Source organism: Sphingomonas sp. HT-1 (genome assembly GCF_048568905.1).
In the GTDB taxonomy this organism is placed as follows: domain Bacteria; phylum Pseudomonadota; class Alphaproteobacteria; order Sphingomonadales; family Sphingomonadaceae; genus Sphingomonas.
The window spans coordinates 441,167-457,543 of sequence record NZ_CP183770.1 but is presented as its reverse complement, the minus strand read 5'-3'; the positions used below and the strand labels follow the sequence as shown (position 1 = coordinate 457,543).

Below are 16,377 nucleotides of genomic sequence, written 5' to 3'. Positions count from 1 at the left end.
GCCTGGTCGTTACGGGGTGACGGGCGTGCCGTAGTCGGCGTCGCCGACGTAGGCGACGGCAGACGCGCGGCGCTTCGCGAAGTTCAGCGGTCGCACCACCTTCAGTGCCACCGATTCCGTCTGGAACATCGAGACGACGCTGGCATTGGCCGTCGGCGTGTCGCTTGCACCCGCGGGGTTATCCGCCATCTCGATCGCAGCCTCGGTAGACATCGACACTTCGACGCCGCGGTCGCCGATCTTGTAGATGTCCGACGGCTTCATCAGGATCAGGTCGCCAGCGCCGACATTGCCGCCGCCGCTGATTGGATCGCCCTTCAGCGTACCGCCGGATGCGGTAATGCCCGGGAAGGCGTCCTGCCCAAGCGCGTTCTGCATCAGGCCGATCGACTTCGCGAGCGACTCAGTGGTGGCATACTGGAGGCCGCTGGCATTGTTCGCGGTGATGAACGGCGCATAGAGCGCCTTGATGTCGGTGATCAGCCCGTCGACGTCATTGCCGGCGCTGGGGATAGCCGTCACGCCGTTCAGAATGCCCGCCGGCGATACACCAGGAACTGCGGCGGCAGCGCTGAAGAAGGTGCCGTCCACCTTCTGCGCCGATGCCTCGACCAGAGCATCGCGAACCAGCATCTCGGCCGCCGGCGTGCTGTCGCGCAGCAGCTCCTTCGACACCACCGCCAGTGCAGCAACCTTCAGCGGCGTGAGATTGACGTTGAAGAAGTCGGGCTTCGACACGGGGATCGACTTGGACTGACCGACCCAATAAGCGGTCGCCGTGCCGTCCTGGCCCTTGATCGTGACGTTGGCCGGAACCTCGCGCAGCGGCAGATTATCGAACAGCGTGCGGGCATAGAGATAATCGATGAAGTCGCCCGTATAGCGGCCGTCTGCGGTGACAAGCTCAGCGCCCCATTCGCCGCTGTCGCTGCCGCCGCCGGCAACCGCCGCGCGCACGACTTGGACGAGCGTGGGGTTACGATCGGCCCAGCGCTTGCGAGCTACTTCGAGCGCAAAGCCGACACCCTCGATGCGGGCGAGCGTCTTGGCGATCACCAGACGCGTGAAGTTCTGGCCCTCGAACTTCTCGTCGGCATCACCCTTGATGATGATGGTGGGGCCGCTGCGCGACTGAGTGCCATCGACACCGTTCTTGCCGGTCACGGCCTGCGCCCTGCTCGCGGAGCTCTTCTCCATCGCGCGCAGGCGCACCAGGTGCTTGTCGATCGCCTCGATATCCTTCTGGTTATCGTCGAAGGCCTCTTCCTGGTCGGCGTCCAGCGTCGAACCGGCTTCGGCGGCCTTGGTCATGATGCCTTCATTGGTCGCGACCAGCGCAGCCCGCTTCTGCTCGAAAGCGGTGATCTGGTCGGCGATCGGGACGCCGGCGACCGCCGCGAGCGCGATGGTGTGACCGTGAGCAGCGATGCCGCTCGCAAAGACATAGAGGGTGTTGGCCATATCGGCCGCCTGGGCGGGCATGGCGATGAGGATAGCGGCGAACACCGCCGCGATCAGACCGATGATTTTCATGATGTAACTCCGGTAGAAGGCTGGCGGCGAGCCGCGCCCTTTGAGGTCACGTGCGGATGATGTTCCGCACGACGAAGGGTGCCACCCGGTCGCGGGCTGGCGCGTCCAGCTTCACCACCCTGACGGACTTGCCTGTCGCGGCATTCGTGGGGGCTTGCGGGATCTGGAATTCCGGGACGCCCTGAGCTTCCCGGTAAATGCGGTCGAACTGCTTCACGGCCGAAATGACGGCATCCGGATTTGCGGGAATGGTCACGCCTGAAAGCTCAAGCCAGTCCCACTCTTCGAAATCGATGCCGCCATTGTCGAGGAACGAGTATTTGATAGGGTTGAAGCCGATCGAGGTGGCGCGCACCAGCTTCAGCTTGAGGGACTGCCACGCCATGTCGAGCAAGTCTTTCAGCTTGCCCGGCTCGTCGGTCTGCGCCAGCTCAGCCTTGAACTTGATGCCGGATGCCTTCACGTCGGCATCGATGACATGACCTACGGGCTTGTCATGCTGGTGCTGCCAGAGGAACGGGATCGGCAGCGCGAACTTAGCACCGAGCGGATTGACACGGTCCTGCATCCGGTCCGGCGACGGCGTAGTGGCGGTTCCCTCGATGGTGCGCCTGGCGTCATCGAACACCTTCACCTCGATGAACGAATAGGCCCGGTTGAGCATGTGCGGCCTCCTCAGCCGATGATGAGCATCTGATAGTCGGCCCGCCTGGCTGCCGCCGGATTGCGCGACATCAGCATGACCGCGTTGAACAGCGCTATGAGCGGGTCGATCTTGGCCTTGCCTGCGATCTGCTTTGTGATCAGCACGGCGTTACCGCGCTGTTCCGCTCTCGCGTTACCCACGCACCAGTTCATGAGCTCCTGTACGGCGTGGAGCAGCGTGCGGTCCTTAAGCTTGCGCTCCGATCCCCACACCGCGGCCGACAGACGAAAGCCCTGCGAGATCGCCAGAAGCTGCTTCTCGGTGAAGCCCCGCCCGATCAACTCGTCCACGATGGCAGTGACGCCAGCGGGATCGAGTCCGATCGCATATTCCTCCGGAAACAGGTCGGCGTCCTTCACCTGCTCGAGGATGTCAGCCAGTTCGACGAGATCCTGCGTTGGATCCTCGCACTTCGTCAGGGTGCCTTCGACAATGAAGTCCTGAAGCCGGCTGACGATATCCTTGCGACGCTCGAACACGTCCAACTGTGCCCACGCGTGCGACCAGCTCAGCCAGGCCTTAGTCTCTCGATGCCTCCCGAGCAGCGTCAAGCCGAGCAGGTCGTCGAGCCCGCCCCCGTCAATCCCCGCGACCGCGACTTCGCAGATCGCGAGGAACTGCTCGAGCGTGCCGTCCCATATTTCCGGAGGCGCCGCGGCAGCTTCCCAGTAGAGCGCGCCCGCCCATGCGTTGTGTCTAAGGCCGACGCCGATCTCAACGTTGAGGTGCTTCGCGTAGAAGACCTGCTTGGTGCCGTCCTCGGCGTTCTCGACCTTGCGAAACTCGCTCTCCAGCCACTTCTGGCTGACCGAGCGCCCCAAGTTGGGGTTGGTGATGTAGAAGTTGGCGGGCAGCAGGTGCTCGCCGGCAGCCATCATCTCCTCGGGGAACTCGTAGAGCACCGGGAGGAATTCGTTGTCCTGCACCAAGCCGTCGCGGACGTCGCGGGCATAGGCCAGTTTGTCCTTGAATACGCCCGCCGGCGGCTCGTCCGATTGCGTGGTCAGGTAGAGGGTGTAGCCCTCCGGTCGCGAAACTTGCCCGCCCGCCGCCTCGCGGAGCATCGCGTCGGCGGTGGCCTTCTTTCCGAACAGCCAAAGCTCGTCGACAAGCACCCGACTGGCCTTCTTGCCCGATACCGTCGCGCTGTCAGCCGCCACCACCTTGAGCGTCGCCTTGGTGACGCGGTTCGTGATCAGCCGAATGTGCTCCTGGATGTGGAGCAGCGCGTCAAGCTCCTCATCGGCCCGGATCATGTCGCATGCGGGCTTGAAGCTGTTACCGGCGACCTCGATCGTCGGCGCAAGGATCAGGTTCTCGTCCGATTCCCGCCAGCCGCAAATCAGCTCGGTGAGCATGATGCCGGCGGCGATCGTCGACTTCGTGTTCTTCTTCGACACGAGCAGCATGCCTTCGCGGATCAGCTGCTGCCCCGTCTCGTGGTCGTACGCGCCAAAGATCGCAGCAGCGAAGTCGAGCAGCCAAGTATCCGCGGACTCGCCGATGGTCGGTCGCCCCGGCAGGTCGACGATGCGCAGCGATTTGAAGACCGCCATTTTCGCCTCGGCTGAAGGCGGGAACAACGGCTCGAAGGGCACAAGTGTGCGGCGCTCGCGGATCCGGGTTTTCCAGTCCACGCATGCGGTTGACCAGACCGGCACCGCCTTACTTTACCGCCTTGAGCGTGGGAGGGCCAAGAGCGGCGAACCTCGACCCACCCCCGATCTGCGCAGCCTTCTCCTGCTGCGCAGCCTTCTTCCCTTGCGGCGCCGCCGCCTCGTTCAGCGTCTTCAATGCGAGCGCAAGCGTCTTCATGGTGTTCGCTCGATTGCCCAAGCTGAGCAACTTCAGCATCGCGTCGCGGCGGCTGTCGTCATCATCACCATCGGTCGCGGCAATGATCAGATCCTCAAGCTCGCCGCGACGGCTAGTGACCGCATCCAGCTCGTCGAGCATGCGGGCGACCAGCGAGCGTCCGTCGTCGGCGATCTGGTTGTGATCGCGAGGCGCCTCTGGGTTCGAACGCGGAGGCGGTGGCGGCTGGCGCTCAGGTTCGCACCGGTTCGCAGTGCGAACCTCGCGAACCCATCCCTGCGCCTTCGCCCGCTTTCGAATAGCTGCGTCCGAAATCTCGTGCCGGTCAGCTATTTCGCGGATGGAATCTTCACCCGCCAAGTATTCAAGCTCGATCCGCGCCCAGTCGATAGTTGATTTCCGTTGCGCCATCGGCGGCTACCTCCGGCGAAAGTTCGCACCCTGGACCGCTCCACCAGGATTTTTTCTCCGCGTGGGACGGGGGCGGTCCAGTGAGCCCGAGCTTCGAACGAGATTGGTCACCCCCCCCGGGTGATACCGGTCGTGCGATGGGCGCTAGGGCCTCGCTGCTCCGCGCTGCTCCGATCTCTGCTTTGCGCCGTCGTGACAGGCCTTGCAGAGGGTTTCGATATTGTCCTCATCCCAGAAGAGCCGCTCGTCGCCACGGTGCGCTTGGCGGTGGTCCGCCACCAATTGCGAGGTGTTCGGTTCGACGCGTTGACATCCCGGCCACTGGCAGCGGAAGCCGTCACGCACGAAGATGCGAAGTCGCAAAGCTCGCCATCGGGCCGTCTTATACCATTGCCGCCACGGGCTTGCTTGCGCACGACCTCGCCCGCCGGCATCAAACGAAGCGATCCGCGGAGGCAGCGGTGAAAGTCTCGCAGGCAGTGAAGTAAGCTTGCTTTTGCCAGCCATAGATCCTCCGGCACCGTGCAAGGAAACCCCCGACACAAGATGTGCCAATAGGGGACTCACCTCCCGATTTGGCGTCTCCGATCTAACGTGAACTTATTAGGTTTCAGCACCAAGTACTTGAGGAAGAGGCGACACTTGCAACTGCGATGGATCGTTAAGGGGGCGTTAACACGGGTGCTTCTTGGCAAGTCTCGCGCGTGATACGAACTCGCCTAACTTGAAAGGGGAAGCGATGAAGTACTTGCAAGCATTGAGCGTTTGCGCGCTGTTGGCGTCGCCCGGCTCGGCGTTGGCGCAGATCTCCGTTGACGGACAAACGACGACTGCCGGTAGCTATTTCTATGCCGGCTCCGCCGTGTCCGGTTCCATCGCTACGGACCCGTTCGCACACCAAAATTTTGACGGCTCTGACTTCGCTACAAGCGGCGGGGATACCTCAACGGGTCGGCTATATGCGGCTGTTGGGGCAGCGGGCGTGGCTTCGGCGTTCGCGAGTGCTTCGTGGAACGACACTCTTCGATTTACCGTCAACGGTGCTAACGCCAACTCTGTTACCACCGGCTTCTTCTATGTGGATCCGTTGTGGGGCGGCTTCGCCTTGGATGAGGGCTACGGCAACATCTTCGCTCAAGCGTCGCTCACGCCTACGAATGGGATCGGCTCAACCGGCACTGTCCGTATCGAGAGCATAAACAGCTTCGCCCCCACCTCTGAAGGCTGGAACGACGTCTACTACACCACCTCCTACGCTGAGTTGTACAGCTTCAGCATCTTCGGCGATCAGCAGGACTTCACGTTCAACGCCCTCGTGCAAGCCGCTTCGGAAAGCTTCACCTTCACCGGCGCGTACATTCAGGCGGACGTGCAGCTGATGCTGAAGTTTGCGCTTCCAGCCAACGTCTCCCTGTCTTCTTCATCGGGAACCATCCCTACCCTCTCGATCCCGGGTTACACACCCACCGAGGCTGCAATGCCGACGAGCATCACTTCGAACGGCGGGTTCCAGTTCGACTTCGTCGCCGTGGAAGGTGAGATGCTGTACTTCGATCCAGAGGTCGCAGTCGGGTACGATTATGAGGTGTCTAGCGGTAGCCCAAACATCCTGGCTGCGATCTTCCCCACCATCACTGGGGATCTGGACGGCTACGATATCTACGCTCTTAGCGATCTAAATAATCCGCTGTTCACCGGCGTGATGGGCGGCCAGCTCATTGACTTCACGTCCCTTGCGGGTTTCGGGTCAGGCATCTCGGGGTTCGCTCTCCGAGGTATTGATGTAGGCGCGAATTTGGATCCCGCCAACACAATGGCATTCGTCACGGGCCTCACCTTCGCACAGTCCGGCGTGGCTTCGCTGACGCAAACCCCCGTCACAGTTTCGGTCGGCGGCGCGGTTCCCGAACCCGGCGCGTGGGCCATGATGATCGCGGGCTTTGGCCTTGCTGGTTCGGCCCTGCGCCGCAAGAGGCTGCACGCGGCAGTTTCTTGATCCACGACCGGCGCGTCTGATTTGCTCAGGCGCGCCGGTCCTCGTCTTGCAAGCAGCCTGGACGTGCTGGCCTAGACACCTGGAAATACCTGCCGCAGTTACGTTCCCGGTGCGGGTCCACCCGTTTGTGCGATGCGGCAGACAGTGCTCGGCAGATTGAGCAAATGCGATCAATCTAAGTTATTGTTTCCTATGCGACTCGAGGATGCCGAACTATTCGCCATGCAGATGCTGCACCTTCATGGCGACCATGCTCCAGGGGTGATCGTCGACAAGCTTGTCGCAGCAATCAAAGCGCATAATCTCGATGAAGCTCACTTCTGGGATCATGTCGGTGATGCCGTCGACCTTCTAAAGAGCGGAGGCTTTCAACAGCAGCCTCCCGCTGATGATTGACGACATTGTTCTCGAATTGGTCAACGTAGGTTGTAGGCAGCCTTCGGACTTCGCGAGAAGCGTCTGCTTCCCTGCGTTGGTTGGAGCGGCGACCTGGGTCAAAAGCCCTGCCGACCTGCTACCTTAAGCCGCTATAGCGGCGGTCCCGGTTGGGGTGTTCCCATTCTGTATCGCATCTTCGACCAGAAGAAAAGAGGCAACGCGCACGCGAAAGGAGCCGCCGAAAGCAACGAGAGCGAAGCGCCCGTTGCCCTCCTCCACAATACCGTTCATGCCGGCGAACGGCCCGTCCGGCACCTTCACCATCGCTCCGGGCTCGAACTCCTTCTTGGTCGTGCGAAGCCGCGCCTTGAGCTTCCGCTCTTCCGCCAGCCGGACGCTCACCACATCGGCGTCAGCGATGAACGGAAAGCGGCCGGCATGTCGGAAGACTGAGAAGGGCGGATGGCCCGACACCGGCGAGGCGCAGATGCCCAGCAACTCGCCGAGGTGACGCGCACGAACGAATACGAACGTCGGCATGATCGGGATCTCGCGAGAGAAGGTCTTATGGCTGCGCGGGACACGCTGCTTGATGACATCGATCGGGGTCCAAGCTTCAATGCCAATCTGCTCGAGCGAGCGGACGACCGAGATCGTACGGCCGGGGCTCGTACGCACGATGCACCATTTCGTCTCGATCATCTGCGCCTCTTCCATCTTGCCCCGCCACATACTCTCAACCCTCCCAGGAATCACGCTTTGTTCTCGTTCTCACGCCGCACGCTGCTCCGGCGCTTCAGCCGCGCGCTCTTCCGCCGTGATGCGGTCGAGCTGCTCCTGAGGGATGTGACCAAGCCGGAGACCCATGCGCCGGATCTCCGTGCTCATCCGACGGACCTGCTCGTCGGTGACGGGCCCGCAAGTTTCCTCCGCGGCTTCACGCTTGCCGTTGCGGAGAATGTACCTGGCAACGTTGATCGCATGCTGCTCCGGGCTGACATAGGCCTTCAACCGCTCCTCGATCTGGCGCACCGTCGGGAACCAATCGAGCTCCTTCAGGCATCGTCGGCAGGCATAGGCAAGCGCCGCCGCGTCGCAGCCACCGAGTGCGGAAACGTAGGCATTCAGCTTGAGCCGCCCGGCGACCTCGCTCGTGGATTGGGCGGGCATCGAAGCAGCTAGTGTCCCGATCGACTGGCGGATGGTTCGCTCGTCGGCCGGCTTGCTCGGCGCGACAGCCTTCGCGATTGGTTCAATCACGGCGATGTCGCTGGCGCTGAAGGTCGCGCCGTCTTCAGTGGCGCGCGCCAAAACGCTCCTGGCGCTCGGCGTCAATGACGGCATCGAGCAGGCCGTTGCTGCCGTTGCGATCCCGGTTGCGGCGGTGGTTTGCTGGTCGGTGCCCATTGCTCTGGTCCTCGTACTCGGATGGATCGACGATCGTGCCCCAGCCCTTCTCGGCTGCTTTCTCGACGAGCCGGCCGGGCGGCCACTCGGCGGTGGCGAACTGCGCCAGCAGCTTCAGCTGGCCGCGGTAGGCTGTGTCGGTGTCGGTCAGCCGTTTCTTGCGGCGATTGGCGCGGAAATCCCGCCAGTGCTCGGGGTCAACGCCAGCCGGGCAGGCCCAAGCTCGGGCCGTCGCAGGCGCATCGGGCGCGGGCCCCTCGTGTGTGTGCGGGGTGGGGGTTAATTTTTGGGGGTCTGGGGGGCTTTTATTGGGGGAGGGGTCAGCGTCACTATGCGTCACTTGTGCGTCACTGGCGTCACATGTGACGCTTGGTGACGCTTCGTGACGCTCCCGATAGCGGCGCATGCGCAGCGCGCCCTTGGTCGGCTGGGTCGCCGCTTGCGCCTGGGCCTGTGCCGTGGCGAGCGCCATCGCCACCTCACCGACCAGGTCGGCGGGCGTGCCGGCGGCGATCAGCCGGGCGAGCAGGTCTGCACTCATTGGGCGATCTCGATCGAGACGAGCACGCGCCCGCCCTTCACCGGATCGGCCATGATCGGTCGCTGCAGGCGGAACAGCTTATCGTCGACGCCGAGCGCGGTCGCTATGCCGTCGAGGTACGCCTTGAGGCTGGCGATCGCATTGTCCTCATCGGGCGCCGTGCGCGTCTTCGGGTGGAAGGTAAGCGTGACCGCGAGCGGCGTGTCCTTGGGAAAGCGCGGGCGGCCGGCCGCGATCACGGCCTCGCCGCCGATGCGCCTGGCCTTCTTCTTTGCCGCGTGAAGGGCCATGTGGTGCCCGCGCCCGTTGGGGCTGAGGATGCGGGGCGGCCAGGGTAGCTCTGCGATCATCAATCTGGATACTCGTGCGCGTGGAGGCGGTGCACCGCCGAGCGAACCCGGCGGCGCTGTCGTGCTCAGGCTTCTGGCTTCCCAACCAGGACGGGCAGCTCCGTCTCGGCCCGGACGCGCTCCAGCGATTCACTGAAGGCATGGTCGAAGGTGCGGTCGGTGCGCCACAGCTCGAACCAGAAGGTCAGGCGCCCCTGATAGGCGCGGTACCGGAGCCGGGCGGCGAGCCGGTACAGCGGCCCGTTGCGGAACACCGGAATGGCGATCAGGAACAGTGACGGCACCTTGAGGGGCGCGCCATTCTCGTCGGTATGCCGCGCCTGGAAGCGCACGACGCCCTCCCCGCTCGACAGGTTCACAGCCTCCTGCACGATCGCCTCGTCGTTCACCTGCAGGCCGCGGGCGAGCTCCATCAGCTTGTTCGGCGTCGCGATCGTGTCCGGGCCGCCGAGCGTGTCGACCAGCCGCTGGAGATCTTCCGGCAGCGTGTCCTCACCGGGCACGAGGTACAGCACGTCGATGATGCGGTTCTCGAGGAAGGCCGCGAACTCGGCCATCGTCATCTTCTCGTCGTTCGCCTCGGCCCAAGCCTGCCACTCGTCGGAGAGCGGGAACGCGAAGGTCGAGCGGTGCTTGCCGAAGCGGGGATCGCCGGCCGCGCCAATGCGGTGATAGTCAAGGACCGCGGTTAGCGACGGGTTCTTGCGATCATCGTTCGCGAAGATGATCGAGTCGTCGTCCTTGAACCGGTTGACGTGCTCGATCAGGCTATCGAGCGACAGCATGGTTGCGGTGCCATGCCGGAAGCGCGGCGCGTTGCGATAGGGCTCGAAGATCTTCGGGTCGATCGGCTCGATGCTGTTGCCGGACCGGACGGCCAGGGCGCAGACGCCGGTCGCCGGATCTACCAACGTGATGTCCTCGGCCTGGACATAGTCCTCGACCAAGCTCCGGACCTGCTGGACGAGCTCGCCGCCCGAGGTGGTGGGGTAAACCATTGGTGTTTCCTCTCTGAGAGATCAGGCGTCGCGGAAGCCGCCGGCGCCGCCGACTTCGCGGACGCCGAACAGGTGGCCCTGCGCGGGATTGCTGGGGGTGAAGCGCATGTCCTCAGTGGTCCACATGACCGACTTCGGGCGCTTGGCGACCGGCAGGTCGACCTTGTGCTTCGCGGCGATGCTGAACACGCGCCCTTCGAGGGCGAAATCGAAGGTCAGCGTCAGCTTGCCCTTCGACTTGCCGCCGCTATCGATGGCGGCGTTCGCCATCTCTCCGGCGAGGCTCTTCATCACCTCGGTCAACTCGACGTCGAACTGGCCATCTTCGAGGAAGCGGACGAAGTCCCCGAAGGTATTGGCGGCGGGCGGCATGCGCCCCCCGTCGGCGGGCGGGATCGGCGGGAGTGCCGTTCCTCGGTCAGGCATGGTGGTCACGGTGGTCTCCTTTCACGAGCTTGAGAGCTTGGACGCGGTTACGGAACTTGGTGGCCTCGCCTTTGCGGGCGGCCGCCTGGCGGGCGTCGCGTGCGCGGCGGCGGTCGGCGAGCGCGCGGTCGAGATCGCGGGACAGCCTGGCGCGCCGCAGCCATCCCGAGAGGCGGCGCGCAGCTTCGGTGATTGCGGCGCGGGACATCAGTATGCCTCCCGCTGCCGGCGCTCATGGCGGAGCTGCCCTTGCAGGATGTGACTCGCGACGACCCGCTTGCCGTGCTCGGCGGTGCCAGGAATCTCGGCCTCTATGATCCGTCGCGCCTCGGCCGCGCTCAGCCGCTGACTGGCGCACAACTGGCGGTACTGGTCTCGCAGCTCGGCCGGGCACCAGCCGAGCGTGCGCTCGGTGCGGGCCGCGCCGGCCTTGCGTTTAGCCTCCGGGCTGTTGGAGCGCGCGAGAACGTCCGGGCGGGCGAGCACCTCGCGTGCCTGGCGCAGACCGTGCTGGCGGCGCATCTCGCGATGCTCGTCAGGGATGTTGCGATTGTACTCGGCGAAGCGGGCGGCGTGGCGCTCGCGTACTCCAGGCTGAGCATAGTAGCGTTCGATCGCCGCCAATCGCTTTGCGGTCAGCTCTGGCGAGGCGTTGAGGTGCCGGGCAGAGCAGGACTTGCAGCGGCCGGTCTTCGATTGGCGCGAGATCGGCGCCGAGCAGTCGCGGCAGATCATCTCAGCCATTCGACACCTCGGCGGCACCGACGCGAGCAGCCATCGGAATGAACATGAACCCGTCGATTTCGTGGCGCACGGCGGAGACGCGCTCGTCTTCCAGGCGCCAGACGCCACCAACGCAGCGCGGCGCGCCGCAGTCGGGCCAGGCCTCGGCAACGGTGCGGTGGGAAAGGAACGGGTACCGCTCCTCTGCACCGGCTTCAGCGCGCAAAGATGCGCTCGCGGAAGCTGCCTGCGCAGCCGCCGCGCCTTTGGTGGCGATCATGGTGCACTCCTTCAGCCGGCCCCGCCGGCGCGTGATCCTCGGTTAGGAAACCAGCCGCGGGCGGAGCCGCTCGCGGATGCGGTCGATATGCTTGCCGGCGCTCTCGACGGCGGCCGCCATGGCAGCCAGCTCGCAATCGTCGACGATGTTGTCGTCTTCCAGCGCCTCAGACAGCTGGGCGAGCAGCGTCGCGAGCGCAGTGAACCCCGCGCGATCGCTACCCGCACCACTGTCGATCTCGACCAGCTTCATGCCGACCAGCGCCAGCGTGGCGTTCGCGAAGCGCCCGTCCCAGGCGCGGCAGCCGCGGAGGAACGCAACAACGCCCATCTCGCCCTCCGCCTTGCGGTAGCGCTCGGCGGTATCCTTGTGCTTGCCCAGCACCGCGCCAAGGTCCTCGTCGTTGGCGCCGTCCTGGCGACGGATGTCGTCCAGGCTATCGCCGAGGGTCTTCAGGAGCAAAGATGCCGGTACGGTCGTGAATCGACCGTGGATTTGCTGGCGGCTCAACGTGCAATCTCCTGAGCATGAAGAAGGGGATCGACATCGGCGGAAACAGCGGGCGCGGGCCCCAGGGAGGGGGTAAGACCCGCGCCCGCTCCCGACGCGTACATTGCGCCAAGGGGGTCGATGTCGGCAGCGGCGAGGCCGCAATTCGGGAGCTGACAGCTCCGAGCTTCCGGGTGCCAGCCGCCCACGCCGCAGCGGGTGCAGGTGGCGGCGAGCCGGACGCGCGCGCCGCTGTCGTGGTCGAGGCTGATCATGCCGCCTGGGCCTCCTCTCGGGGGTACAGGTCCGGCCGCAAGTCGTGCCGGGATCCGAAGCCCGCGCGCTCAGCCGGGAGCACGTATTCAGCGGGCAGCGGTCGACGGTTCTTCAGCCAGTACGAGACCAGCTGTTGCGAGGTGCCGATAGCGGCTGCGAACTTCGACTGGTTGTTGTCCGCTTGTAGGACCGCCGCTCGAAGCGCATCGTGGAGATCGTCGCTGGCCATATCCTCATTCTCTACAGAAATGTTGTAGGCCATGCAACAGCACTTTTGTAGCACCGGAGCGACAAAAATTTTTGTAAGCGCTTCGGTTATGACGACCTTCCCCAAAGATCCCGCCGACGCCGCGCGCTGGATGCGCGCTGAGCGCAACAAGCGCGGGTGGTCGACGATCGCCCTCGCTAATTATGCCCGTGCGATCGCAGAGCGGGAGGGCAGCTCTCAGAAGCTCACCCAGCAATCAGTTTCTGGTTTCGAGCAGGGCGCGGCCAAGCGCATGCCGGAGTGGTTCCGATACGTCACCATGGCGTTTGAGGAAGGCGCTCCACCGGCTCACCAGGAGACCTCGCGCCGAGACGAGCTTATCTATATCCGGCAGGTCGATATCCGGTACGCCATGGGCGACGGCGCCTCGATCGACGACTACCCCTCTGCGACCCTGATCCCGTTCAACCTCGGATTCGTGAAGCAGCTTACACGCGCGCCGGTCGAGAAGCTCTTCCTTGCCTCTGGCATCGGCAACAGCATGGAGCCGACCCTGCTGAAAGACGACCTCGTGTTGGTCGATACAACCGAAACGCGATCGTCGTTCGGAGATCTGATCTGGGCATTCGAGTACGCGGGCGCCGGCTACATCAAGCGGCTCGCCCGCGTCATCCACGAGGGCAAGGAGATGATCGAAATCATCTCCGATAATCCGAGCATCCCCTCTCGGTTGGCCGATCCAGAGTTCATCCATATCGTCGGCAAGGTGATCTGGATCGCGCGGAGCATGTGAGTGCCGATTTCTGAACTAAGCCTAGCCGTGGTCGGGGTGGCCTTCGAGAACGCCGACGGCGGCAATCGCAGGTCGGAAATCATGTTCTGCTCGCGAGGCGAGCCGGTTGAGCTCGTCCCCGAGCCGCGCAACCCGGTCGATCCGCACGCCGTGATGGTGCTGAGCGCGCGACACTTCCAGATCGGCTACCTCAGCGCCGAGCGCGCGCCATGGATCGGCGCGATGCTGAGGGATGGCCGGAACCTCGTTGCCGTTTTCCAGGAGCAGACGCCCTACGGAGCGGTTATCCGCGTCAATCTAGATGGCGCGGCACCAACGCTGCCACAGAAGCAGCAAGCCTTTGAAGATCAACAGGATAACGACCCTGATTTCTGGCCGGACTTCGAGCCGCCGTATGACTTCGGTTGAAACTACAAAAACTCTGTTGACATAGCTACAATTGTTTTGTAGCTCTCGGGTCATGAGGTCGCTCGTCTGAGCGGCTCGGACGAGAGGCTACAATGCTGACCCATCCCTCACTCAACGACCCAGACGTGCTGCAGGCGGTCGACGACTTCCGCGCGGTCGTGCTGGAGATCCGCGACATCACCCGCCCGCTGGTCGGGATGCGGTACGGCGATCCGCGCCGCGCCCAGATCGGCGCGCAGGTGCAGAGCCGCTTCGACGACATTGACCTGCGCGCCGAGCGCCTGGGCATGTCAGGCCTGACCCTCTTCGAACTGATCAACATGGCAATCGACGCCGAGAGCGTGGCGGTGGCGGCATGAGCGCGCCGTTCGAACCCAACGATGTCGTGGTATGCGTGGACGACGGCGCGTGCGGCTGCGGCTGCGGCGACGACACAGGCCTGCGAATTGGTCGTAGTTACCGCATCTTTGCCGTTGAGGATGTCTCGTTCTGGTGGCCTGAAGACCCCTGGAACGTGATCCTGTGTAATTTCGACCACACGGGGCCACATCACCCGGACGGTGCAAGCCTTGGGGCTCGGCGCTTCCGCAAGATCGACGACGAGGTGACTGAGGAGTTTCGCGAGCAGCTGCGCAAGCTGCCGGTGCTGGAGCCCGCAGCATGAAACCGGCCTACTCCCGCCTCCGCGCCAGCGAACGCCCGGAGCAGACGAAGCGCTGGGGTGCTGTCTGGATCGCGGCCGATCGCCGCGCGCCTTTTCAGGTCGCGCAGCCGCAGGAGCGCCCTCGGCGCCGCTGGTGGCTGCTGTGACGTTCCCCCGGCAACGCGACAAGATCGTCATCGCGCCGTCGAACCAGAGCCCCTGGGTGGGCTGGCTCGACGCGCCGGGCGACCGCTTCACGCGCGCCCAGGTCGGCGCGATGAAGGGGAACGGCATCGATCCCGACACGCACGGCGTGTTCGTCACCGTGTTCCGCGAGGCCACGTCGCGCGAAATGTACTGGCCCCGCGGCGTCGCGCCGCCGGTGTTCCAGTTCGACTGCCCGGTCCTCTCGGTCACCCGAGACGGGCGGCTGCGCGTGATCGCGCCGAGCGGCGACGTGAAGATCGTGCTGCGGAACGGCTGGGTGAAGGAGCCCAGCTACCTCAATCGGCACTTGCTCACTCAGGGGAAATCCTAATGCGGAAGCTCTACTTCGGCAGCGTCTGCGGAGTGGGAACTCTGCTGCTCGCCAGCATGCTTTTTCGGTGCGTCCTCGCGGCGTACCAGCCCCGATCCCCCGAGGTGGCCTCCACATCCACCCTCGTGGTCGCAAGCAGCGCACAAGCGCGCACCCTCGCTCCGGCCGTGGAGGCCGGCCGGAGCACCTATCAAGGTCAGCTCCAATGATCCCCTATACCTCACCCGAGGATATGGCCGCGTGGGCGCGTGCCCAGATGCAGCGCCAGCCCGACTTTGTGATCGGCGAGCCCGCGTACATGCGGCGCTGGTGGATCGTCCCGCGCAACGAGCAGATGAACGTCTATCTGCACCAGATCCTGCGCGACGATGATGACCGGGCGCTGCACGACCATCCGTGGGCGAACACGTCCTATCTGCTGATCGGCCGCTATCGCGAGATCACGCCCGAGGGAACGTTTATCCGCGATGCGGGCTCGATCGTGCACCGGCCGGCCGAAGCGCTTCACCGGCTCGAGCTGATCGACGGCGAGCCGGCGGTTTCCCTGTTCTTCACCGGGCCTAAGGTTCGCGAGTGGGGCTTCGCCTGCCCGAAGGGCTGGGTGCATTGGCAGGACTTCACCGGCGGCGTGAACGGCGAACTGGTCGGCCGCGGCTGCGGTGAGCACGACAGCCGGGAGGCCGCATGATGGAGGCCTGGCCTATGAGCGCCTTCGCCGCCGCGCGCCGCGCGATCATGGCGCAGCGCTGGACCGCGAGCCAGGCGGACGAGCTCGCATCGCTGATCAGGGTGGGCGACCTGCCGGGATCGCAGAAGCGCATGCTGTTCGCGAGCGCGCCGGACGACGTCACCGGGACCGAGGGGCTCGGCGTCGAGCTGCGCACCGGCGCCGACTATGCGGTCGCCCGGGCGCTGACCCGTCGCCGCCTCGGCCAGTACGACGGTCCCGGCGGCTCCCTACCGGGCATGTACTGGTCGAATGGCGAGGGCCTCGCCCTCCGCAAGATCCTGATGGAGCGCGACGCTGCGCAGATGACCGAGGTGGCCAATGGCTGACCGCCGCCAGATAGTGCTGGAAGCACTCAGCAAACGGATCGGCCGTCAAGGCGACATGGAGATCCGCGTCCACCGCAACACCATGCGGATCATCATGAAGCTGCTCGGCCTCGGCGACTGGGAGTTCGGGCAGGACAACTTCCGCGAGGTCGACGCGCTGGCGCTCGACATGCTCCGCCACCTGGCTTGGCAGCGCGCAATTTTTGGAGACCGCCTCAATGGCTGACACGATCGACGAGGCAAACGCGCTCGCCGAGCAGCACCTCGAGCGCAGCCTGCGCGCGGCGCGGCAGCCGATCGCCGTCGGCGCGCCGGGCGAGTGCGAGGAATGCGGCGAGGACATGCCGCGGCTGGTCAACGGCCGCTGCGCGCCCTGCCGAGATGGGAGCAGGCAGTGATAAG

Annotated in this window: 27 protein-coding genes and 1 pseudogene; 12 read left to right on the top strand and 16 right to left on the bottom strand. The window is 64.5% G+C overall.

Translation table 11 applies throughout. The features are described from left to right. Nucleotides 1-9: 9 nt before the first annotated feature. The 4 genes from ACNFJ7_RS02165 to ACNFJ7_RS02150 are packed head-to-tail and all read right to left on the bottom strand — an operon-like array spanning nucleotide 10 to nucleotide 4,465. Nucleotides 10-1,533, bottom strand: a complete 1,524-nt coding sequence (locus tag ACNFJ7_RS02165; protein WP_019369289.1) for a phage major capsid protein — start codon at nucleotides 1,531-1,533, stop codon at nucleotides 10-12. 46 nt (nucleotides 1,534-1,579) lie between these two features. After that, nucleotides 1,580-2,197 (bottom strand): HK97 family phage prohead protease, encoded by a 618-nt coding sequence (locus ACNFJ7_RS02160; protein WP_019369290.1) that lies wholly within the window; start codon nucleotides 2,195-2,197, stop codon nucleotides 1,580-1,582. An 11-nt stretch (nucleotides 2,198-2,208) separates the two neighbouring features. Further along, complete coding sequence (locus ACNFJ7_RS02155; protein WP_037513466.1) at nucleotides 2,209-3,900, bottom strand: terminase large subunit; 1,692 nt, start codon at nucleotides 3,898-3,900, stop codon at nucleotides 2,209-2,211. A gap of 4 nt (nucleotides 3,901-3,904) precedes the next feature. Then, nucleotides 3,905-4,465: a hypothetical protein gene (locus tag ACNFJ7_RS02150; protein ID WP_019369292.1), complete on the bottom strand. Its 561-nt coding sequence runs from the start codon at nucleotides 4,463-4,465 to the stop codon at nucleotides 3,905-3,907. 1,891 nt (nucleotides 4,466-6,356) lie between these two features. Here ACNFJ7_RS02150 and ACNFJ7_RS02145 point away from each other — a divergent pair. Next, nucleotides 6,357-6,461 (top strand): annotated as a pseudogene (locus tag ACNFJ7_RS02145) (PEPxxWA-CTERM sorting domain-containing protein); the annotation flags it as partial. 192 nt (nucleotides 6,462-6,653) lie between these two features. Continuing rightward, entirely contained in the window at nucleotides 6,654-6,857 is a 204-nt protein-coding gene (locus ACNFJ7_RS02140; protein ID WP_160327959.1) for a hypothetical protein, read from the top strand. Nucleotides 6,858-6,980: 123 nt separating this feature from the next. On the opposite strand, the gene nusG is transcribed toward ACNFJ7_RS02140, so the two are convergent. The 12 genes from nusG to ACNFJ7_RS02080 all read right to left on the bottom strand — a co-directional run bounded on the left by nusG (nucleotide 6,981) and on the right by ACNFJ7_RS02080 (nucleotide 12,591). After that, nucleotides 6,981-7,556 (bottom strand): transcription termination/antitermination protein NusG, encoded by a 576-nt coding sequence (gene nusG, locus ACNFJ7_RS02135; protein ID WP_160327958.1) that lies wholly within the window; start codon nucleotides 7,554-7,556, stop codon nucleotides 6,981-6,983. Between the two features lie 54 nt (nucleotides 7,557-7,610). Next, entirely contained in the window at nucleotides 7,611-8,150 is a 540-nt protein-coding gene (locus tag ACNFJ7_RS02130) for a hypothetical protein (protein WP_019369296.1), read from the bottom strand. After that, nucleotides 8,134-8,787: a hypothetical protein gene (locus ACNFJ7_RS02125; RefSeq protein WP_019369297.1), complete on the bottom strand. Its 654-nt coding sequence runs from the start codon at nucleotides 8,785-8,787 to the stop codon at nucleotides 8,134-8,136. The genes ACNFJ7_RS02130 and ACNFJ7_RS02125 overlap by 17 nt, the downstream gene beginning before the upstream one ends. Next, nucleotides 8,784-9,137 (bottom strand): hypothetical protein, encoded by a 354-nt coding sequence (locus ACNFJ7_RS02120; protein ID WP_026009106.1) that lies wholly within the window; start codon nucleotides 9,135-9,137, stop codon nucleotides 8,784-8,786. Before ACNFJ7_RS02120 ends, ACNFJ7_RS02125 begins: the two co-directional genes overlap by 4 nt. A 65-nt stretch (nucleotides 9,138-9,202) precedes the next feature. Continuing rightward, nucleotides 9,203-10,135 (bottom strand): DUF2303 family protein, encoded by a 933-nt coding sequence (locus ACNFJ7_RS02115; protein WP_019369299.1) that lies wholly within the window; start codon nucleotides 10,133-10,135, stop codon nucleotides 9,203-9,205. A 21-nt stretch (nucleotides 10,136-10,156) separates the two neighbouring features. Then, nucleotides 10,157-10,570 (bottom strand): hypothetical protein, encoded by a 414-nt coding sequence (locus tag ACNFJ7_RS02110; protein ID WP_152997845.1) that lies wholly within the window; start codon nucleotides 10,568-10,570, stop codon nucleotides 10,157-10,159. Then, nucleotides 10,554-10,769, bottom strand: coding sequence for a hypothetical protein (locus ACNFJ7_RS02105; RefSeq protein ID WP_019369301.1), 216 nt, complete (start codon nucleotides 10,767-10,769; stop codon nucleotides 10,554-10,556). The genes ACNFJ7_RS02110 and ACNFJ7_RS02105 overlap by 17 nt, the downstream gene beginning before the upstream one ends. After that, nucleotides 10,769-11,305 carry a hypothetical protein gene (locus tag ACNFJ7_RS02100; protein WP_019369302.1) on the bottom strand — a complete coding sequence of 179 codons (537 nt, stop codon included), beginning with the start codon at nucleotides 11,303-11,305 and terminating at the stop codon, nucleotides 10,769-10,771. Before ACNFJ7_RS02100 ends, ACNFJ7_RS02105 begins: the two co-directional genes overlap by 1 nt. Continuing rightward, the gene (locus ACNFJ7_RS02095; protein ID WP_019369303.1) at nucleotides 11,298-11,564 is read right to left on the bottom strand and encodes a hypothetical protein; all 267 of its coding nucleotides are present in this window, start codon (nucleotides 11,562-11,564) and stop codon (nucleotides 11,298-11,300) included. Before ACNFJ7_RS02095 ends, ACNFJ7_RS02100 begins: the two co-directional genes overlap by 8 nt. A 42-nt stretch (nucleotides 11,565-11,606) precedes the next feature. Then, nucleotides 11,607-12,074, bottom strand: a complete 468-nt coding sequence (locus ACNFJ7_RS02090) for a hypothetical protein (protein WP_152997844.1) — start codon at nucleotides 12,072-12,074, stop codon at nucleotides 11,607-11,609. Then, the gene (locus ACNFJ7_RS02085; RefSeq protein ID WP_156804364.1) at nucleotides 12,071-12,328 is read right to left on the bottom strand and encodes a hypothetical protein; all 258 of its coding nucleotides are present in this window, start codon (nucleotides 12,326-12,328) and stop codon (nucleotides 12,071-12,073) included. The genes ACNFJ7_RS02090 and ACNFJ7_RS02085 overlap by 4 nt, the downstream gene beginning before the upstream one ends. Then, on the bottom strand, nucleotides 12,325-12,591 hold the full coding sequence (locus tag ACNFJ7_RS02080) for a transcriptional regulator (protein WP_019369305.1): 267 nt from the start codon (nucleotides 12,589-12,591) through the stop codon (nucleotides 12,325-12,327). Before ACNFJ7_RS02080 ends, ACNFJ7_RS02085 begins: the two co-directional genes overlap by 4 nt. Nucleotides 12,592-12,646: 55 nt before the next feature. On the opposite strand from ACNFJ7_RS02080, the gene ACNFJ7_RS02075 reads away from it, so the two are divergent. The 10 genes from ACNFJ7_RS02075 (at nucleotide 12,647) to ACNFJ7_RS02030 (ending at nucleotide 16,373) form a co-directional block, all read left to right on the top strand. Next, a complete protein-coding gene (locus ACNFJ7_RS02075; RefSeq protein WP_019369306.1) occupies nucleotides 12,647-13,330 on the top strand; it encodes a S24 family peptidase in 684 nt (227 codons plus the stop codon). Continuing rightward, nucleotides 13,331-13,738 carry an HIRAN domain-containing protein gene (locus ACNFJ7_RS02070; RefSeq protein WP_236704486.1) on the top strand — a complete coding sequence of 136 codons (408 nt, stop codon included), beginning with the start codon at nucleotides 13,331-13,333 and terminating at the stop codon, nucleotides 13,736-13,738. Nucleotides 13,739-13,830: 92 nt separating this feature from the next. Further along, nucleotides 13,831-14,097, top strand: coding sequence for a hypothetical protein (locus tag ACNFJ7_RS02065; protein WP_037513470.1), 267 nt, complete (start codon nucleotides 13,831-13,833; stop codon nucleotides 14,095-14,097). Then, nucleotides 14,094-14,402 carry a hypothetical protein gene (locus ACNFJ7_RS02060; RefSeq protein ID WP_019369309.1) on the top strand — a complete coding sequence of 103 codons (309 nt, stop codon included), beginning with the start codon at nucleotides 14,094-14,096 and terminating at the stop codon, nucleotides 14,400-14,402. Before ACNFJ7_RS02065 ends, ACNFJ7_RS02060 begins: the two co-directional genes overlap by 4 nt. Then, entirely contained in the window at nucleotides 14,399-14,548 is a 150-nt protein-coding gene (locus ACNFJ7_RS02055; protein WP_019369310.1) for a hypothetical protein, read from the top strand. The genes ACNFJ7_RS02060 and ACNFJ7_RS02055 overlap by 4 nt, the downstream gene beginning before the upstream one ends. Beyond that, a complete protein-coding gene (locus tag ACNFJ7_RS02050; protein ID WP_236704485.1) occupies nucleotides 14,536-14,919 on the top strand; it encodes a hypothetical protein in 384 nt (127 codons plus the stop codon). The genes ACNFJ7_RS02055 and ACNFJ7_RS02050 overlap by 13 nt, the downstream gene beginning before the upstream one ends. Before the next feature lie 205 nt (nucleotides 14,920-15,124). Continuing rightward, nucleotides 15,125-15,607 (top strand): hypothetical protein, encoded by a 483-nt coding sequence (locus ACNFJ7_RS02045; protein ID WP_019369313.1) that lies wholly within the window; start codon nucleotides 15,125-15,127, stop codon nucleotides 15,605-15,607. After that, nucleotides 15,607-15,975: a hypothetical protein gene (locus ACNFJ7_RS02040; RefSeq protein WP_026009108.1), complete on the top strand. Its 369-nt coding sequence runs from the start codon at nucleotides 15,607-15,609 to the stop codon at nucleotides 15,973-15,975. Before ACNFJ7_RS02045 ends, ACNFJ7_RS02040 begins: the two co-directional genes overlap by 1 nt. Then, nucleotides 15,968-16,201, top strand: coding sequence for a hypothetical protein (locus tag ACNFJ7_RS02035; RefSeq protein ID WP_019369315.1), 234 nt, complete (start codon nucleotides 15,968-15,970; stop codon nucleotides 16,199-16,201). The genes ACNFJ7_RS02040 and ACNFJ7_RS02035 overlap by 8 nt, the downstream gene beginning before the upstream one ends. After that, entirely contained in the window at nucleotides 16,194-16,373 is a 180-nt protein-coding gene (locus ACNFJ7_RS02030) for a hypothetical protein (protein ID WP_019369316.1), read from the top strand. The genes ACNFJ7_RS02035 and ACNFJ7_RS02030 overlap by 8 nt, the downstream gene beginning before the upstream one ends. Nucleotides 16,374-16,377: the final 4 nt, after the last annotated feature.

Bases quoted from the DNA above. Each gene is read 5' to 3' on its own strand.
- ACNFJ7_RS02165 (WP_019369289.1), bottom strand. From the start codon at position 1,533: ATGAAAATCATCGGTCTGATCGCGGCGGTGTTCGCCGCTATCCTCATC.
- ACNFJ7_RS02160 (WP_019369290.1), bottom strand. From the start codon at position 2,197: ATGCTCAACCGGGCCTATTCGTTCATCGAGGTGAAGGTGTTCGATGAC.
- ACNFJ7_RS02150 (WP_019369292.1), bottom strand. From the start codon at position 4,465: ATGGCGCAACGGAAATCAACTATCGACTGGGCGCGGATCGAGCTTGAA.
- ACNFJ7_RS02140 (WP_160327959.1), top strand. From the start codon at position 6,654: ATGCGACTCGAGGATGCCGAACTATTCGCCATGCAGATGCTGCACCTT.
- nusG (WP_160327958.1), bottom strand. From the start codon at position 7,556: ATGGAAGAGGCGCAGATGATCGAGACGAAATGGTGCATCGTGCGTACG.
- ACNFJ7_RS02125 (WP_019369297.1), bottom strand. From the start codon at position 8,787: ATGAGTGCAGACCTGCTCGCCCGGCTGATCGCCGCCGGCACGCCCGCC.
- ACNFJ7_RS02120 (WP_026009106.1), bottom strand. From the start codon at position 9,137: ATGATCGCAGAGCTACCCTGGCCGCCCCGCATCCTCAGCCCCAACGGG.
- ACNFJ7_RS02115 (WP_019369299.1), bottom strand. From the start codon at position 10,135: ATGGTTTACCCCACCACCTCGGGCGGCGAGCTCGTCCAGCAGGTCCGG.
- ACNFJ7_RS02105 (WP_019369301.1), bottom strand. From the start codon at position 10,769: ATGTCCCGCGCCGCAATCACCGAAGCTGCGCGCCGCCTCTCGGGATGG.
- ACNFJ7_RS02100 (WP_019369302.1), bottom strand. From the start codon at position 11,305: ATGGCTGAGATGATCTGCCGCGACTGCTCGGCGCCGATCTCGCGCCAA.
- ACNFJ7_RS02095 (WP_019369303.1), bottom strand. From the start codon at position 11,564: ATGATCGCCACCAAAGGCGCGGCGGCTGCGCAGGCAGCTTCCGCGAGC.
- ACNFJ7_RS02085 (WP_156804364.1), bottom strand. From the start codon at position 12,328: ATGATCAGCCTCGACCACGACAGCGGCGCGCGCGTCCGGCTCGCCGCC.
- ACNFJ7_RS02080 (WP_019369305.1), bottom strand. From the start codon at position 12,591: ATGGCCTACAACATTTCTGTAGAGAATGAGGATATGGCCAGCGACGAT.
- ACNFJ7_RS02075 (WP_019369306.1), top strand. From the start codon at position 12,647: ATGACGACCTTCCCCAAAGATCCCGCCGACGCCGCGCGCTGGATGCGC.
- ACNFJ7_RS02065 (WP_037513470.1), top strand. From the start codon at position 13,831: ATGCTGACCCATCCCTCACTCAACGACCCAGACGTGCTGCAGGCGGTC.
- ACNFJ7_RS02060 (WP_019369309.1), top strand. From the start codon at position 14,094: ATGAGCGCGCCGTTCGAACCCAACGATGTCGTGGTATGCGTGGACGAC.
- ACNFJ7_RS02055 (WP_019369310.1), top strand. From the start codon at position 14,399: ATGAAACCGGCCTACTCCCGCCTCCGCGCCAGCGAACGCCCGGAGCAG.
- ACNFJ7_RS02045 (WP_019369313.1), top strand. From the start codon at position 15,125: ATGATCCCCTATACCTCACCCGAGGATATGGCCGCGTGGGCGCGTGCC.
- ACNFJ7_RS02040 (WP_026009108.1), top strand. From the start codon at position 15,607: ATGGAGGCCTGGCCTATGAGCGCCTTCGCCGCCGCGCGCCGCGCGATC.
- ACNFJ7_RS02035 (WP_019369315.1), top strand. From the start codon at position 15,968: ATGGCTGACCGCCGCCAGATAGTGCTGGAAGCACTCAGCAAACGGATC.
- ACNFJ7_RS02030 (WP_019369316.1), top strand. From the start codon at position 16,194: ATGGCTGACACGATCGACGAGGCAAACGCGCTCGCCGAGCAGCACCTC.